The organism is Amycolatopsis sp. NPDC028719, from assembly GCF_055565395.1.
This window is the reverse complement of sequence record NZ_JBVHUL010000014.1, coordinates 258,356-273,673: the sequence shown is the minus strand read 5'-3', so window position 1 is coordinate 273,673 and position 15,318 is coordinate 258,356. Positions and strand designations below refer to the sequence as shown.

The following is a 15,318-nucleotide window of genomic DNA, read 5'->3' as shown; positions in this document are numbered from 1 at the left end:
AGAGGAAAACAACGTTGGGACAACAAGGAGAAGGGGGGGGGGGGGCGCACCCTGTGGGGGCGGGAGGAGCCCCCCGTGGGGGGGGCGTTTTCCTTCCCCCCCCCCCCACCCGGCGGTCGCGGTTGAGGCAATGGCGATTGTCGTTGCCATCCTCGTGCTCGAAGCCCTGGGTAAAATGGCGACCAGATCGCCCGGCTGTTCACTGAGGTGATCTCACCAACGGAGCTTCCCTCGCTGAGCGCCTCACGTGTGCGGGAGCGTGGCCGTGCGTCGCGACGGATTGCAGGGCCTGAAGAAGACGGACGGGGAGTCCTGACAGGACTGGATCTGCGAAGATCAAGTCCGAACACCGGAGGCTCCCCGCGATCACCTGTCGAGCCACACTCTACCGTCGACTCGGCAGGGATCTGTTCGACTCATGCCACAAATATCCACCGAACACCCGCTGAGATGCACTTGATGCTGAGGTATGTTCGAAAGATGGTCGAAAACTCGAGCATGGATCGGATCGATCGGCAGCTCGTGCGTGAACTCCAGCAGGACGCCCGCATCCCCATGCGCGACCTCGCCGAGATCGTGGGGGTGTCAGCACCTCGTCGAACTGGTCTCCATAGAATGCCCGCTCGTACTCTCCGATCACGACCGCGTCGAACGAACGGTTCGGGTGCTCCGCGGCTGTCATCAGTTGGGCCGCAGCGGGCCGTTCGCGCCAGGGCAGCCGGCGTGAACACCCTTCGTCGAAGTACTCGGCCACGATCACGCCGTGCCCGCGGATCGTCTCCTCGGCGACCTCGCGCTGCCACCCTATTGATGTCGCCCGGTCCTGGATTCGACCGTGGACATCCGCCCGTAGAACGCGGACCCCGGCCTGTGACCTTCGACGGTTCGCTGGCGGCGTCGGGCGCCGGCCCGACGCGGCGACACCGCGTCTGAAGGAGTCGCTGGTCGGGCAGGGCTGATCGGCGCCCGCTGGGGTTCGGGGCGTCGAGCGTGTTCGGACCGGTGTTCTCGAGGCGGTTCGGGGACAGCTCGAGCGCTATCGCAAAGCGCGGCTGCGCTCCGCGGTCACCATCGAGCGGTAGTGCGTGTACTGAGCGCCAAGGCCAACGAGCGCCACCCCGGTCAACCGGCCGTCCCGGTGGTAGCCGACGGCGGCCTCGCCGTCGAGGTCGCCGTCGAGGACGCGGAGCTCGTCACCCAAGTCGACCGCACCGTAGGACTGGAGGCGGAAGTCGTACTGGTCGCTCCAGAACGACGGCAGCGGAGCGAACGGCGTCTCGTCCGGTGCCGAGCCGGTGAGGTGACGGCCGAGCGTCGTCCCCGCGCGTCTGGCCGTGTCGGTCGCCATGGTCCAGTGCTCGACGCGGCGGGGGACGGCGTCGAACAGCGGGTTCGGGAAGCGGGCGAGGTCGCCGCACGCGACCACGTCGGGACGGCCGCCCGCGCGCAGGAGGTTGTCGCACAGGACGCCATCGGTGAGGTCCAGCCCGGTGCCGGCCAGCCAGCCGGTGGCCGGTGTGCAGCCGACAGCCTCGACCGCCAGATCCGCCGGAAGCTCGCGGCCGTTGCGCAGCACGACCGACGAAGCCCGGTACTCGACCGGCACGGTGCCGAGGTGGAACCGGACGCCGTGGGCCTCGTGCCGGCGTTGCAGCGCCGCACCCAGCAGCCGCCCCAGCGGGCGCTCGACCGGGACGCTCTCCGGCGCGACGACGTCGACCTCCGCCCCGAGGCTCCGTGCGGCCGCGGCGACCTCGCACCCGATGAATCCGGCGCCTACGACCACCAGCCGCGCGCCCGGGCGGAGTGCGGTGCGCACCCGGGTCGCGTCGTCGAGGGTCCGGATGACGCAGCGGTCCGGGCCGGGGAGCGGCAGCCGCCGCGGGCGGAGGCCGCTGGCGATCACGAGCCCGGACCAGCCGAGCACCTCGCCGCCGGCGCAGGTCACCGTCCGTGCGGCCAGGTCCGCGGACGTGACCTCCTCACCGAGCCGCCAGGTGACGTCGCGGGCGTGTCGAGGGATCCGGAAAGCCAGGTCGGCCGGCTCCGCGCCGAGGGCGGTCTTGGACAGCGGCGGCCGGTTGTACGGCATGTGCGGCTCGTCGCCGAGGACGACGACCTCGCCGGTGTATCCGGCCTTGCGCACGGCTTCGGCGGCACGCAACCCGGCCAGTGACGCGCCGACGACGACCACCCGGTCCACGGCCACGTCAGTCCTCGATCGTGATCGCCTGCAGCGGGCAGACGTCCGCGGCTTCTTCGACGTCGTCGCGGTGGTCTTCGCCGAGCGGGGGCGAGACGTAAATCGTGTCCGCCTCCGCGCGGAAGGACAGCTTCCCCTGTCCGTCCAAAGAGAACACCGAAGGCGCGGAGAAGACGCACTGCCCGTGGTCCTGGCACTTGGTCAGATCGACGACGATGTGCACGGTCACTCCCAGGGATCAGGATCGGCGGGGCGGCCGGATGCCGCGGAACTTCCAGTCGCCGCCCAGCGCGGTGGACAGCACTTCTTCGCTTTCCGTCGGCTGCGCGCCGACGTCGGTGCGGATCGGCACCGGACCGGAGACGATGTCGCTGGTCAGGGTCCCAAGCCCGTCGACCTCGACCGAGACGACGTCGCCGGGCTGCACCGGGCGTGAGCCCGCCGGCGTGCCGGACAGCAGGACGTCGCCGGGGAACAGGGTGATGGTGCGGGCGATATCCGCGACGAGGTAGTGCATGTCCCACTCCATCTCGTCGGTGCTGCCCTCCTGCCGGACTTCGCCGTTGACGAGGGTGCGGATCGACCTGCCCCGGAAGTCCCAGTCGTCGACCAGGCCGGGGCCGAGCGGGCACAGCGTGTCGGAACCCTTGACGCGCAGCATCGATCCGGCGTCGGTGTCGCGGAAGTCGTGCAGCCCGAAGTCGTTCGCGATGGTGTAGCCGGCGATGTGGTCCGCGGCTTCCTTCGGCGAGACGTTGCGGGTGACGCGGCCGATCACGATGGCGATCTCGCCTTCGTAGTTGAGCCACTGGCAGCCTGCCGGACGCACCACCGCGCCGTTGTGCCCGTTCAGCGAGGACGTCGGCTTGTGGAAGTACGTCGGCGCAGCGGGGAGCTTCGTGCCGAACTCGGCCACCCGGCTGTGGTGGTTGAGGTGCACGGCGATGATCTTCGTCGGGACCACCGGCGGCAGGTGGACGGCGTCGTCGGCGGTGACTTCCCGGCCGTCGGCGGCCCGCAGGACGGTGCCGTCGCGGACGACGTCGACGATGGCGCCGTCAAGCAGGATGCGGCGGTGTTCGGTCACGTCACACCTCGGTGCGTCGGGGGCGGGGGAAGCCGTCGGCCGGCCGGTCGAACCAGACGTGGACCTGGCCGGTGCCGACGGAGTTTTCGTATTCGCCGTACTGGCGGGATTTCGCGGTGCAGTCGCCTTCGCCGAGCGCGCCGAGCATCATCAGGTAGTGCCCGAACCGGGCCTCCGGCTTGTACCGCAGGAAGTCCGGCATGGTCGCGAGCACGCGTTCGTGGGCGCCGGCGGCGAACCAGCCGAGCCGCTCGGCGTCGGCGGCCGCGGCCTCCGGGCTGAAGATGTGCTCGACCCCGGCGGCTTCGTGGTCACGCAGCTGTCGCAGCGGCCAGAACGTGTGGCTCATGGCCCCGGAGGCGATCAGCAGCACCTTGCGGTCCAGCTCGGCGATCGCGTCGCCGAGGGCCCGGCCGAGCCGCAGGTTGTCCTCGGTTTCGGCGGTCTGGCACACCCCGATGGACACCCAGCGCTTGTCCGGCAGGCCCTGGCCCAGGTACTCCCAAAGGTTGGTGGTGGCGTAGAAGATCGGCAGGTGGTGGTCGTCGACGGCGGTGATCCACGTCCCGTGCTCGTCCGCCTTGGCGGCGACGGCGTGGGCGAGCTCGGGGTCGCCGGGGAAGTCGTACGGGCGGCGGCACATGCCCCGCGGCAGCTCCTCCGACGTGAACAGCCCCGAGCGGCGGTCGTGCGCGGTGACGACGAACTCGACGGTCGTGGCCCAGTGCGAGTCGAGCACTACGACGGTGTCGTAGTCCAGGGTATCGAAGATCTCGGTGCGCAGCTGCCGCAGCCCGGCGACGAGGGTGGTGTCCTCGCCGTGGTTGAGCGCCCGGCGTTCCGCCTCGGGCAGGACGATCGTGGGGACGTGGGCCAGCAGACCCGCCCCGGCTACTTCACCCATCAGGACCTCCAGCCTTGCGGAGCGAAGACGGTGTTCTTGACCTCGCAGTAGAAATCGAACGACCAGGTGCCGCCTTCCCGGCCGATTCCGGACTGCCGCGCCCCGCCGAAGGGGGCACGCAGGTCGCGGACGAAGAAGCAGTTCGTCCACACGGTTCCGGCGACGAGCCGGGCGGCGACCCGTTCGGCTCGCTCGGCGTCGCCGGTGAAGACCATTGCGGCGAGCCCGAACGCCGAGTCGTTGGCGGCGTCCACCACCTCGTCTTCGTCGCGGAACGTGTGCAGCACCAGGACTGGCCCGAAGACCTCTTCGGTGGCGATTTCGCTGCGCGGGTCGACGTCGGTGAAGAGCGTGGGCCGGTAGTAGAGCCCGCCGAGGTCGGTGTTGGGACCGCCACCGAGCAGGACGGTCGCTCCGTTCCGTTTCGCGCGTTGGACGAAACCGTCCACACGGGACACGTGATCGGGGTGGACGGACGGCCCGACGTCGGTCGCCTCGTCCCGCGGATCGCCCTGCTTCAGTCGTCCGGCGCGCTCCAGGAACCGCCGGACGAATTCGTCGCGAATGGACTCTTCGACGTAGATCCGGGTGCCGGACAGGCAGACCTGCCCGGCGTTGTCGTACTGCTCGACAGCGTTGGCGACCGCGAGGTTCAGATCGGCGTCGGCGAACACGAGGAACGGTGATTTCCCGCCCAGCTCCAGGGAAAGCGGCGTCAGGTTGGCCGCCGCCGAGCGGGCGATGACCTTGGCGGTGGGCACCGAGCCGGTGAAGGAGATGCGCCGCACGTCCGGGTGGGCGACCAGCGCGGCGCCTGCCTCTTCGCCGATGCCGTGCACGACGTTCAGGACACCATCGGGCAGTCCCGCGTCGGCGGCGATGTCGGCGAGCAGCGACGCGGTCAGCGGCGACCACTCGGACGGCTTGAGCACCACGGTGTTCCCGGCGGCCAGTGCCGGGGCGACCTTCCAGGTGGCCAGCATCAGGGGGGCGTTCCACGGCGAGATGAGCACGCACACGCCCGCCGGGTCCCAGCTGACGTGGTTGCGGTGGCCGCGGGTCTCGAAGTCCGGGTGGCCGAGGTCGTGCTCCAGGTAGTCGGCGAAGAACCGGAAGTTGTGCGCCACCCGCGGCATGACGCCGCGGCGGTGCGAGCGGATCAGCGCGCCGTTGTCGGTGGTCTCGACGATGGCGAGTTCTTCGAGGCGTTTCTCGACGCCGTCGGCGATGGCGCGCAGCAGCCGCGCGCGTCCGGCCGGGGGAGTGGCGGCCCAGGTGGGGAAGGCCGCTTTCGCCGCGGCGACGGCGGCGTCGGCTTCCCGTTGCCCACCACGGGCGATCCGGGCGATGGTCCGGCCGTCGATCGGGGACAGGTCCTCGAACGTGCCGTCCGAGCCGACCCGGCGGCCACCGATCCAGTGGCGGGTGTCGACGGCGGTTCCGGCGACGAGCGCGGTGTTCATGACGCCCTCCAAGAGGTATCGTTCGGATCCAAACGTATCCGCCGTCTTGTTCCGGGTCAAGGGAGTGGTGATGACCGCACTGCAGGTGGACGATCCGGTCGCCGGTACGGATTGGGTGGCGCTGGCCGCCACCGTCCGGGTTCCGGAGGGGCTGTTCGTGGCCGGCGAACCCCGCAAGGCTGCCGGGGCCCGCCCGGTGCCGTCCGCGCGGGACGGTTCGGTGCTGACCGAGCTGCCCTGGGCCGGCGCGGGCGACGCCGACCGGGCCGTCGCGGCCGCGCGGGAGGCGTTCGATCGTGGTCCGTGGCCGCGGCTGCATCCGCGTGAACGCGGCGAAGTCCTGCAGCGCTTCGCCGCGCTGGTCGACGCGCACCGGGCCGAGCTCGCGCTGCTGGTCAGCCTGGAGATGGGCAAGCCGATCCGGCAGGCCTACGAGATCGAGCTGCGCGCGCTGATCCGGACCCTTGCCTTCTACGGCGAACTCGCGGACAAGGACCACGGTGAAGTGACCCCGACGGCCGGGGGCGAGCTCGCCCTGGTGACCCGCGAGCCCGCCGGGGTTGTGGCCGCCGTCGTGCCGTGGAACTTCCCGCTCACCCTGGCCGGCTGGAAGTTCGCCCCGGCGCTCGCCGCGGGCTGCACCGTGGTGCTCAAGACGGCCGAGCGCAGCCCGCTCTCGATGCAGCGCGTCGCGGCGCTCGGGGTCGAGGCGGGTCTGCCGCCGGGCGTGCTGAACGTGCTCTCGGGTGACGGGGCAGTGGTGGGCCGTCGCCTCGGCGAGCACCCGGACGTCGACGTCCTGACCTTCACCGGCTCGACCGAGGTCGGGCGGCACTTCCTGCGGTACGCCGCGGACAGCAACCTCAAGCGCGTCTATCTCGAGCTCGGCGGGAAGTCGCCGAACATCGTCCTGCCGGACGCGCCCGATCTCGACGCCGCCGCGGACACGGCGGCCTGGGCGATCTTCTTCAACTCCGGCCAGATGTGCACCGCCGGCTCGCGGCTGGTCGTGCACCGGGACGTCGCGGACCGGGTGCTGGACCGCGTCCTCGCGACGGCGGGGGACTGGTTCCCGGCCGACCCGCTCCTGTCGGACACGAAGATGGGCCCGCTGGTCGACGCGGCGCACCTGGACCGGGTGTGCGCCGCTGTCCACCGCGGGGTCGGCCACGGCGCCCGGCTGGTCGCCGGCGGGGAGCCGGTGCTGGCCGAGACCGGCGGGAGCTATCTGGAGCCGACCGTCCTGACCGGATGCGCGCCAGGCAACCCCGTGCTGAGCGAGGAGATCTTCGGCCCGGTGCTGGCCGTACAGGTGGTCGGCGACGAAGAGGAGGCCATCCGCGTCGCGGGCGACACACCGTACGGGCTGGCGGCCGCGCTGTGGACGGCGGATCTCGGGGCGGCGCACCGGATTTCGCGGCGGCTGCGGGCCGGGACGGTGTGGGTGAACTGCTACGAGGAGGGCGATCTTTCGGTCCCGTTCGGCGGGGTGAAGCTGTCGGGCTTCGGGCGGGACAAGTCCCGGCACGCCCTGGACGAGTACCGCGACCTCAAGACCACCTGGATCCACCATGGCTGACCGGCGGCCGCTGATCGTCGTCCCGGCACGCTTCTCGGCGAGCGCGTCCGCGCTGCGGTACCGGGCCGAGGTCGGGGCCCGTGCCCTCGTCGAAGGGGTGTATGCGGCCGGCGGTGAACCGCTGCTGATGCACCCGGCCGACCCCGCCGAGGCCGCGACGCGACTGTCCGTTGCGGACGGTGTGCTGCTGCCCGGCGGCGGCGACCTGCACCCGAGCTGGGCCGGCCAGGACGCCCACCCGAGCGAGTACGACGTCGACGTGGAGCAGGACGCGTTCGACCTCGCGGTGGCGGCCTGGGCGCTGACTGCCGGGCGGCCGCTGCTGGCCATCTGTCGTGGCGCGCAGGTCGTCAACGTGGCCCTCGGCGGTGACGTAGTCCAAGACCTGCCCGGCCACCGGCACCGGGTGCACCGGATCGCGGTCGAGCGGGGAAGCGGGCTTGCGTCGCTCGTCGGCGACGCGGCAGCGGTGTCGTGCTTCCACCACCAAGGCCTGGGGCGGCTCGGCAGCGGGCTCACGGTGGTGGCCGAGGCCGCGGACGGCGTGCCCGAGGCGATCGAGCTGCCGTCGGCCCGTGGTTGGTTTCTGGGGCTGCAGTGGCACCCGGAGGACACCGCCGCGACCGACCCGGCCCAGGCGGCGGTGTTCGGCGTGTTCGTGGCCGCCGCCCGGGAGGAGGTCGCCGCTCAGTCGGCCTGAGGGGCTTCCCAGGCCTTGTCCTCGACCGTCTGGACAATGGTCCGCAGGCCGTTGGTGATCGTGGTCAGCTTGCCGGCGCTGATGCGGGCCACCACCTCGGCCTCGGCCGCGTTGAACCGCGGGTAGAGGTCCTCCATCAAGGCCAGGCCCTCGTCGGTGAGCACCAGGTGCACCAGCCGCCGGTCGGCGGCGTCGACCTCACGGCGCAGCAGGCCGCGGCTCTCCAGGGTCTTGGCGACGCCGGTCAGCGTGCCCTTGGAGATCGCCGCGACGGTCGCCGCGTGCCGGGTCTCCAGGCCGTCGAAGATCCACACGCACCACAGCACGACGAAGCCGGTCCAGCTGAGGTCGTGCTCGCGCAGGACCGCGTTGGTGAGGTGGTTGCGGACGGCGTTGGCCGCGCGGTACAGGCTGGACAGCGCCGCTGCGGCGGGCAGGTCGAGCGCCAGCTTGGCGATGTGCGCGGACATCGCCTTTTCGGTTTCGGCGAGGCTGTATCCGTCCGGCATACCTCGATCGTACGGCCTCAAACGGACGGCAGCTCCGCCAGCCGCCGCCCGCCGTCCCAGGTGACGCCGACCTGCCGGTAGTAGCCGCCGATCACCTCGTGCACCTCGAGCCGCGCCAGTTCCTCGGTGGGCGCGTCGAACAACCGCAGCTCGACGTCGCCACGCCAGGCCTGGCCACCCTCGAACGCGCTGGCGCCGGACTCGATCAGCTCGGCGTGCGCGTCGGCCTCGCCCCGGCCGATGCCGGGCAGGACGCGGTGGTGCGCCATCGGGTGCCCGTTGACGAACCCGTTGGTCGGCGACTCCCCGGTGAGGGTCAGGACGGCTTCGGCGAGCCGCCGGTCGCCGGCGGCCAGCGTTGCGCCGAAGACGGCGCCGGGGCCGGGCTGTGGTGCGGCCTGGGCGAAGGGGTGCGGCCGGGTCTGCCACATCGAGCCGAGCTTCTTCGGGTAGCCCTGGTGGATGCCCCGGGCGATCGCGAAGTCCTTGTCGACCCAGATGTAGACGCACCGGGAGTACGTCCGGCCTTCGAAGGCGCACCGGACCACGACGAACGCCTCCTTGTACTGGGCGCGCACGGGGTCCAGGAGTTCCTCCCGCGAGGTCGAGCACGACTGCCAGTCGGCCCAGATCAGCGCGACCGCGCCCGGGTCCTCGTCCGCGAGCGAGAGCGGCGCCGGCAGCAGCTCGGCGACGCGGGCGGGGTCGGTCCGGTACTCCACGGTGAGCAGGTCGCCCGAGTAGAACCAGGGCGGCGCGGGGATCAGCGATGCCCGCCCGCTCGCCGTGCGGGGGTAGAAGAAACCGGCCACGAGCCCTCCTTAATCGTTTGGATCCGCACGATACAACGATGAGTGACCGGCGGAAAGGCTTGTCAGGTTGTGAGGCCGCAGCTATCGTTCGGACTCAAACGAACTCAGGGAGGTGTCGTGGGTCACTTCGACGAGGACGCCCTCGCGGCCGCCGCTGCCGCGTTGACCGGGCGCGGCATCGACGTCGTCCGGCTGGGCTACCCCGACTTCATCGGCACCGAGCGCGGCCGGGATGTCCTGGTCGCGAACTTCGCCCGGACGCTCGGCGACGGCGTCGCGTTCTGCCGCACGGTTTACGGCACCAGCCCCCTGGGTGACGTCGTCGACCTCGGCGAGGGCGGTCTCGCCGACGGCCTGCCTGACGTCGTCGCGTTCCCCGACCTGGCCACCCTGACCGACGTGCCCTGGGAGCCTGGCGTCGCGCATTGTCTCGCGGACGTCTTCGACCCGGACGGGGCGCCGGCGCCGGAGAGCCCGCGCCAGGTGCTCAAGCAGGTCCTGGCCCGGTTCGCCGAGCTCGGCATGCGCCCGGTCGTCGGCCCCGAGCTGGAGTTCTACGTGCTCGAACCGGACGCGGTCGGCGGCTGGCGCCGGTACGGCGAGGCCACTGGCAACGTCTACGTCTCCGGCAGCAAGGGCGACCCGGAAAACCTGCTGCTGCGCTCGCTGCGCTCTCTGGCCGGGTATGGGCTGGACGTCGTGACGGCCAACCACGAGTTCTGCAGCGGTCAGTTCGAGATCAACCTCTGGCACTCCGAGGCCCTCGACGCCGCCGACCGGGCCTTCCGGTTCAAGACCGCCGTCAAGGAGCTGGCCCGCCGTGAGGGCAAACTGGCCACGTTCATGGCCAAGCCCTTCAACGACGAAGGCGGCTCGGGCTTCCACCTGCACTTCTCCACGGCCGACGACGACGGGCGGCCGCTGTTCGACGACCCGGCGGGCGAATACGGTCTCTCGAAGGCCGCCCACGCCGCCATTGCCGGGATCCTGGCGCATGCCCCGGCGCTGTCCGCGCTGGCCAACCCGACGGTGAACTCCGCCAAGCGGTTCGGCCCGGACACCCTGGCGCCGTGGCTGATCGACTGGGGCCTGGACAACCGCAGCGCGATGATCCGAATCCCGCCGGAACGCGGCCGGGCCTCCCGGCTCGAGCTGCGCCAAGGCGACGCCACCGCCAACCCGTACCTCGTGACCGCCGGCCTGCTCGCCGCCGCGTACCTCGGCATCCAGGACGGCCTGGCCGCCCCTGCTCCGCTGGAGGGCTACGGCTACGACCCGGCGAAGTCCCCGAAGCTGCCCGGCGACCTGGGCGCCTCGCTCGAGGCCCTCGAAGCCGACACAGCGTTCGCGGAGCTGCTCGGCCCCCGGTTCGTCACGGCCTTCCTCGCATACAAGCGCAACGAGCTCGAGCGGTTCTCCCGATACGTCACCGACTGGGAGTTCCGCGAGTACGCCTACCACCTCTGAGGAGTGCCATGACCACCGCGCACCCCCTGACGGTCGACCAGGTCGACCTCACCGACCTCGGCGTCTTCGAACGCAACGAGGCCTGGCCCCGGTTCGATGTGCTCCGCCGCGAAGCACCCGTCCACTGGAACCCGGAACCGGCGCCGAACTCCGGCTTCTGGTCGCTCACCCGGCACGAGGACATCGTCGCCGTCGACCGGGACGCCGAGACGTTCACCTCGACCGGGTACGTCAACCTCGAAGAGGTCGAAGACGACGACCTGGCCGAGCTCCGTCGGTCCATGCTCGAATCCGACGGCGTCCGCCACCGGGCCCTGCGCAAGCTGCTGCAGCGCGACTTCGGCGGCCAGACGCTGAAGAAGTACGAGGAGTTCCTGCGCGGGCTGACCGAAGCCACGGTCGACGCCGCGCTGCGGCGCGGCGAGTTCGACTTCGTCAAGGAAGTCAGCGCGGACTTCCCGATCCAGGTACTGGCCCGGATGCTCGACGTGCCCGCGCGCGACACCGGACGGTTGATCGCCTGGGGCAACCGGATCATCGGCAACACCGACCCCGACTACGCCGACGTCCTGCTCGGCGACGCCGAGAGTGACCGCTACAAGCACCTGCCGTTCCGCTCGCCCGCGTCGCTGGAGGTCTTCGAGTACGGGCGCGAGCTGGCCCGGCAGCGCCGTGGTGGCAACGGCGAGGACCTCGTCAGCCGGCTCGTCAACCGGACTCCGGCCGACGGCGAGCCGTTGACCGCGACCGAGTTCGACAACTACTTCCTGCTGCTGGTGGTCGCGGGAAACGAGACCACCCGGCACGCGATCAGTCATTCCATGCTGGCCTTGCTGGACAATCCCGACCAGCTGGCGCTGCTGCAGGCTGAGCCGGAGCGGATCCCCGTGGCGGTGGAGGAGATGCTGCGCTGGGCGAGCCCGGTCTACCACTTCCGGCGCACCGCCACCCGCGATGTCGAACTGTGCGGCCAGCACGTCAAGGCAGGGGAGAAAGTCGTCATGTGGTTCGCCTCGGGCAACCGGGACGAGGACGTGTTCGACGCCCCCTACACATTCGACGTGACCCGGAAACCCAACGACCATGTCACCTTCGGCAAGGGCAGCCCGCACTTCTGCCTGGGCAACAACCTGGCCCGGATGGAGATCCGGCTGATGTTCGAGACGCTGCTGCCGCGCCTGCGCCGCATCGAGCGCGCCGGCGACGTCCGGCGGGTGCGCAGCAACTTCGTCAACGGCATCAAGCAGTTCCCCGTGCGGGTCGAGACCACCTGATGCGCGCGCTGTGTGTCCTCCACGACGCGCACTCGGACCCGGGGTACGTCGGCGCCACACTGCGCGAGCTCGGTTGGGGCGTCGACGAGCTCGTCGTCGTGCCCGAGGACCGCCACCATGCGCCGGACATCGAACCGTCCTTTCCGGACAGTGCCGCCTACGACCTGCTGGTGCCACTCGGTGCGCCGTGGAGCGCCGGCGTCGACGACACCCGGATCGGCCGGTGGCTGGGGCCGGAGCTGCGGTGGCTGGCGGCCGCGGCGGCCGGCGGCGGCGCGGTGTTCGGCGTCTGTTTCGGAGCGCAAGCGCTGGCCCGCGCCCTCGGCGGCACGGTCACACGGTCGCCGTCGCCGGAGATCGGCTGGGTGGCCGTCGAATCCGACCGCCCGGACCTCGTGCCGCCCGGACCGTGGTTCCAGTGGCACTTCGACCGGTTCACCGTGCCTCCCGGCGCGGTCGAGCTCGCTCGCAACGCCGCGGCCCCACAGGCCTACCGGATCGGCCGCAGCCTCGGCGTCCAGTTCCACCCAGAGGTGACCCCGGCCGGCATCCGGCGCTGGGTGGCCAACGGCGGCGCGGCCCAGGCGCGGGGGCTCGGGCTGCGCCCGGCGGATCTCGTCACCGATGCCGACCGATTCGCCGCGGACGCGCAGCGTCGTACCACGGCCCTCGTTTCGGGCTACCTGAACGAAATCTTCGCGAGCTGACCGCAGACTATTGCTGTCCAAACGTTTGAACCCGTACGATTTCCGCGCCGGGGGCGGAGCCGAGGAGGCACCCATGGTCGACCATGCCGTTGCAGAAAGCGAGACCACCGGCCACCGGCTCGGTGGTTCCCTCAAGCTGGTGGACGCGATCGCGCAGTCCGTCGGCGTGATCGGGCCGGTCTTTTCAATCGCCTTCCTGGTCCCGCTGCTGGTCGGGCTCAACGCCTCCGGCAGCGGTGCGGGCGCGGCCGCACCGCTTTCGGTGGTGATCGCCGCAGTCGGGGTGCTGGGCCTCGGCTGGATCGTCTCCGAATACACCAAGCGCATTCAGGCCGCCGGATCACTCTACGACTACGTCACCGACGGCCTCGGCAAGCGCATCGGTGCCGCGGCCGGATTCCTCTACTACGCGGGGATCATCGCGCTCGGAGCCGGGATCCTGGTGATGATCGGCGGCACCGTCCACGACACCCTGCAGGCCGAGTTCGGCGTCACGCCGCTGCCCGAGGCCGCTTGGGATCTGCTCCTGCTGGCCGGGCTCTCGGTCGTGCTGTACCTCGGTGTCGCGCTGTCCACTCGCGCCCAGCTGGTCCTGGCGCTCGTCTCATTCGCCGTCGTGCTCGTCTTCTTCGTCGTGGTGATCGCGAAGGTCGGCGCGGCCAACGACGTCGCCACCGCCTTCACCCCCAGCGCGTCACCGCAGGGCTTCGGCGGTGTCCTTTTCGGCGTGCTCTACGGGGTTCTCCTCTTCACCGGGTTCGAGACGTCGGCCAACCTCGGCGAAGAGACGTTGCACCCGAAGCGGGACATCCCGCGGGCGGTGCTCATCTCCGTCCTGACCGTGGCCGTCTTCTACGTCATCGGCTCCTACAGCCAGGTGGCGGGTTATGACTTCGACCTGGAGACGCTCGGCAAGAACGCCGGCGCGCCGTTGTTCGGCCTGGCCGGGCCGGTGTCCGACGGCGGATTCGGATCGGTGCTCGTCCGGCGGGTGCTGGAGCTGGTCGTGGTACTGGACATGCTCGCGGTGCTGATCGGCTGCGCCGTGGCGGCGGCGCGGGGCATGTTCGCTCTGGCCCGCGACCGCCGGCTGCCCGCCGCGCTCGGGAAAGTGAGCCGCCGCGGCACCCCGCTGGCCGCGTCCGGCGTCGTCGTGGCCGTCAATGCGGTCGTTCTCGTCCTCACTGTCGTCTGGAGTGGCTTCCTCGCGCAGCCGGAGATGCCGCACTACGTGGCGATGTTCAGCTGGGGCTCAACGTTCGGCGGGTTCTCCCTTGCCGTGATCTACCTGCTGATGTCGGTGGGAGCGCTGCGCGGCCTGCGTGATCACCGGCGCCGCTGGGCGGTGTACCTGGCCGGCACGGTCGGCATCGTCGTCACCGGCGCGGCGATCTTCGGGGCCGTGTACAAGGTCGGCGCGCCGATCAGCTACGCGCCCTACGTGGCCGCTGCGGTCTTCGTACTCGGCTTGGTGGCGGCCTTCCGGCGCACGACGGCGCGTGCATGACTCCGCCCCGGATGGTGCTGATCCTCAGCGAGAACTGGACGCTGACCTCGGGCCGGGACCTGCCTACGCTGGTGCGGTGGGCACGGGAGGCCGAGGACAGCGGCTTCGACGCCGTGATGATCAGCGAACACGTCGTTCTCGGCCCGGACGCCGCCGACCGCGGTGTGATGGCCAATCCGCGCGAATATGCGCTGCCGGGCAACCAGGACCCGTTCACGCCGTGGCCGCATTCGCTGTCGCTGCTGTCCTCGATCGCGTCGGTGACTTCGCGGCTGCGGCTGGTCGCCGGGGCGATCCTGGCGCCGCTTCGGCACCCGCTGCTGCTCGCGAGAGAGCTGGGCACCCTGGATCTGCTCAGTGAGGGTCGGTTGGTCGTGCAGCCGACAGTCAGCTGGAGCCGTGACGAGTACGAAGCCCTCGGCGTGCCGTTCGCGCGGCGGGGGCGGATCCTCGACGAGCAGTTGGCCGTCCTGGAGCTGCTGTGGCGTTTCTCGCCGGCGTCTTACTCCGGGGAGTTCTTCTCTTTCAAGAACGTCTACTTCGAACCGAAGGCGTATCGCCAGGACGGCCCGCGTATGTGGTTCGGCGGGCAGCGCCTGCACGACCGGCTGCTGGACCGGATCGCCCGCTACGGTCACGGTTTCCACCCGCTCGGTGTACCCTCCACCGAGGACCTCGATCGGCTTCGGGCCACGTTGGCCGGCGAGCTGGAACTGGTCGGCGGCACGCGGGCGGTGTTCCCGGACCGGCGTTCGTGCGCTGATCTCGGGGAGGCGATGGCCGCGCTGCCCGAGCAACTCGAGCAGGGGTTCACGACGTTCTGCCTGAAGCCGTCTCAATTCGTCGACGATCCCGGTGACGTCGGGCGCCTGTGCCGGGACGTGATGCGCCGGGCCGAGGCGATGTGCTGACGGTCCGGAGTCAGGCGCCGCGGTGGACCTGCGCCGCGAGGCGACCGCCGGCACCGTGACGATCGAACCCGCCGTGCTCGGGGCGACACCACGACGATCGGCCGGTCGGTGTGGTGCTGGTCGGTCTTGGCGCAGGCTATCGGCATCGCCGGCAGCATCATCGATCCGTGCGACCGACTCCGAGCAGTAGCCTGA

Annotated in this window: 15 protein-coding genes; 8 read left to right on the top strand and 7 right to left on the bottom strand. The window is 70.8% G+C overall.

The genetic code is table 11. The features are described from left to right. Positions 1-450: 450 nt before the first annotated feature. Complete coding sequence (locus tag ACZ4TR_RS44440; protein WP_465294562.1) at positions 451-933, top strand: AsnC family transcriptional regulator; 483 nt, start codon at positions 451-453, stop codon at positions 931-933. Positions 934-1,036: 103 nt separating this feature from the next. On the opposite strand, the gene ACZ4TR_RS44435 is transcribed toward ACZ4TR_RS44440, so the two are convergent. The 5 genes from ACZ4TR_RS44435 to ACZ4TR_RS44415 are packed head-to-tail and all read right to left on the bottom strand — an operon-like array spanning position 1,037 to position 5,657. Continuing rightward, positions 1,037-2,209, bottom strand: coding sequence for an NAD(P)/FAD-dependent oxidoreductase (locus tag ACZ4TR_RS44435; RefSeq protein WP_465294560.1), 1,173 nt, complete (start codon positions 2,207-2,209; stop codon positions 1,037-1,039). A gap of 1 nt (position 2,210) precedes the next feature. After that, complete coding sequence (locus tag ACZ4TR_RS44430; RefSeq protein ID WP_465294558.1) at positions 2,211-2,426, bottom strand: ferredoxin; 216 nt, start codon at positions 2,424-2,426, stop codon at positions 2,211-2,213. Between the two features lie 15 nt (positions 2,427-2,441). Further along, positions 2,442-3,290 carry a fumarylacetoacetate hydrolase family protein gene (locus ACZ4TR_RS44425; RefSeq protein WP_465294556.1) on the bottom strand — a complete coding sequence of 283 codons (849 nt, stop codon included), beginning with the start codon at positions 3,288-3,290 and terminating at the stop codon, positions 2,442-2,444. A gap of 1 nt (position 3,291) precedes the next feature. Then, positions 3,292-4,194 carry a DODA-type extradiol aromatic ring-opening family dioxygenase gene (locus tag ACZ4TR_RS44420; protein WP_465294554.1) on the bottom strand — a complete coding sequence of 301 codons (903 nt, stop codon included), beginning with the start codon at positions 4,192-4,194 and terminating at the stop codon, positions 3,292-3,294. Continuing rightward, on the bottom strand, positions 4,194-5,657 hold the full coding sequence (locus ACZ4TR_RS44415) for an aldehyde dehydrogenase (protein ID WP_465294552.1): 1,464 nt from the start codon (positions 5,655-5,657) through the stop codon (positions 4,194-4,196). The genes ACZ4TR_RS44420 and ACZ4TR_RS44415 overlap by 1 nt, the downstream gene beginning before the upstream one ends. Positions 5,658-5,727: 70 nt before the next feature. Between ACZ4TR_RS44415 and ACZ4TR_RS44410 the strand changes: the two genes are divergently transcribed. Both ACZ4TR_RS44410 and ACZ4TR_RS44405 read left to right on the top strand, forming a co-directional pair. Further along, complete coding sequence (locus tag ACZ4TR_RS44410) at positions 5,728-7,236, top strand: aldehyde dehydrogenase family protein (protein ID WP_465294550.1); 1,509 nt, start codon at positions 5,728-5,730, stop codon at positions 7,234-7,236. Continuing rightward, on the top strand, positions 7,229-7,936 hold the full coding sequence (locus ACZ4TR_RS44405) for a gamma-glutamyl-gamma-aminobutyrate hydrolase family protein (RefSeq protein ID WP_465294548.1): 708 nt from the start codon (positions 7,229-7,231) through the stop codon (positions 7,934-7,936). The genes ACZ4TR_RS44410 and ACZ4TR_RS44405 overlap by 8 nt, the downstream gene beginning before the upstream one ends. Here the strand turns inward: ACZ4TR_RS44405 and ACZ4TR_RS44400 are convergent. Together ACZ4TR_RS44400 and ACZ4TR_RS44395 are read right to left on the bottom strand one after the other, a co-directional pair. After that, positions 7,924-8,445, bottom strand: coding sequence for a MarR family winged helix-turn-helix transcriptional regulator (locus ACZ4TR_RS44400; protein WP_465294546.1), 522 nt, complete (start codon positions 8,443-8,445; stop codon positions 7,924-7,926). The two genes, ACZ4TR_RS44405 and ACZ4TR_RS44400, sit on opposite strands and share 13 nt — an antisense overlap. Before the next feature lie 17 nt (positions 8,446-8,462). Beyond that, on the bottom strand, positions 8,463-9,257 hold the full coding sequence (locus tag ACZ4TR_RS44395; protein ID WP_465294544.1) for an acetoacetate decarboxylase family protein: 795 nt from the start codon (positions 9,255-9,257) through the stop codon (positions 8,463-8,465). 117 nt (positions 9,258-9,374) lie between these two features. On the opposite strand from ACZ4TR_RS44395, the gene ACZ4TR_RS44390 reads away from it, so the two are divergent. The 5 genes from ACZ4TR_RS44390 (at position 9,375) to ACZ4TR_RS44370 (ending at position 15,123) form a co-directional block, all read left to right on the top strand. Beyond that, entirely contained in the window at positions 9,375-10,724 is a 1,350-nt protein-coding gene (locus ACZ4TR_RS44390) for a glutamine synthetase family protein (RefSeq protein WP_465294542.1), read from the top strand. A gap of 8 nt (positions 10,725-10,732) precedes the next feature. Then, a complete protein-coding gene (locus ACZ4TR_RS44385; protein ID WP_465294541.1) occupies positions 10,733-11,998 on the top strand; it encodes a cytochrome P450 in 1,266 nt (421 codons plus the stop codon). Next, a complete protein-coding gene (locus tag ACZ4TR_RS44380; RefSeq protein WP_465294539.1) occupies positions 11,998-12,705 on the top strand; it encodes a type 1 glutamine amidotransferase in 708 nt (235 codons plus the stop codon). The genes ACZ4TR_RS44385 and ACZ4TR_RS44380 overlap by 1 nt, the downstream gene beginning before the upstream one ends. Positions 12,706-12,778: 73 nt before the next feature. After that, a complete protein-coding gene (locus ACZ4TR_RS44375) occupies positions 12,779-14,212 on the top strand; it encodes an APC family permease (protein ID WP_465294537.1) in 1,434 nt (477 codons plus the stop codon). An 11-nt stretch (positions 14,213-14,223) separates the two neighbouring features. Then, positions 14,224-15,123, top strand: a complete 900-nt coding sequence (locus ACZ4TR_RS44370; protein ID WP_465294535.1) for a TIGR03619 family F420-dependent LLM class oxidoreductase — start codon at positions 14,224-14,226, stop codon at positions 15,121-15,123. Positions 15,124-15,318: the final 195 nt, after the last annotated feature.